Source organism: Methylobacterium crusticola, from assembly GCF_003574465.1.
Taxonomy (GTDB): domain Bacteria; phylum Pseudomonadota; class Alphaproteobacteria; order Rhizobiales; family Beijerinckiaceae; genus Methylobacterium; species Methylobacterium crusticola.
Genome location: NZ_QOWC01000509.1, coordinates 1 through 646 on the forward strand (window position 1 = coordinate 1; position 646 = coordinate 646).

General features: G+C 73.4%; 1 protein-coding gene. It reads left to right on the forward strand.

Features of this window, described 5'->3' with window-relative positions; all coding sequences use genetic code 11:
• A partial coding sequence (locus tag DT057_RS35890) for a hypothetical protein (RefSeq protein WP_162501630.1) occupies positions 1–646 on the forward strand: 646 nt, incomplete at both ends.

Consider the following 646-nt stretch of genomic DNA (forward strand, 5'->3'; position numbering starts at 1 on the left):
AAGCGCGAGCAGCCCGGCAATGCCGAGCGCCTGCCGGCGGTGGTCGCGGCCGCGATCGAGGCCGGGAAGCCGGTCCCGTTCGTCCTGTACTGGGGCAAGGGACCGCGTCAGCACCTCGACGCACCCGACGTCGCGTGCCTCGATTACTTGGGCCAGCTGGCGGCCCGGGTCCACCAGGCCTACGCGCCCGGCGCGGCGATCCGGCTGATCTTCACCGACACGCACGCCGCCCTGAACGGCCACGCGAGCGCGGCGGCGGATGCCTATTTCGGCGCCGTCGACGCCGCCGCGCGGGAGCGGGGCTTCGCCAGCGCCCGCCTGAGCGACGTCGTCGCCCTCGCGCACGAGGCGGTGGCGGCCGCCCCCGAGGAGGCGCCGACCGGGGCGGTCCTGGAGAGCCTGATCGCCTGCGCGGCCAAGTGGTACCGCGGCGAGGGCTCCACCGAGCAGGGCGCCCTCGACTACCACCGCATGAACATGATCGAGAAGCGGGCCGTGGCCGCCGCCTTCCCGGACGCGGTCTTCGTGACCTTCAACGGCAGCGAGTTCCGGGACCTGTTCCCCGCCACGATGCCGGTCTTCTACATGTACTCCCTGCGCCGGGGGGTCGGCGTGAAGCCGTGGTTCATCACCACCGAGGCCGCGC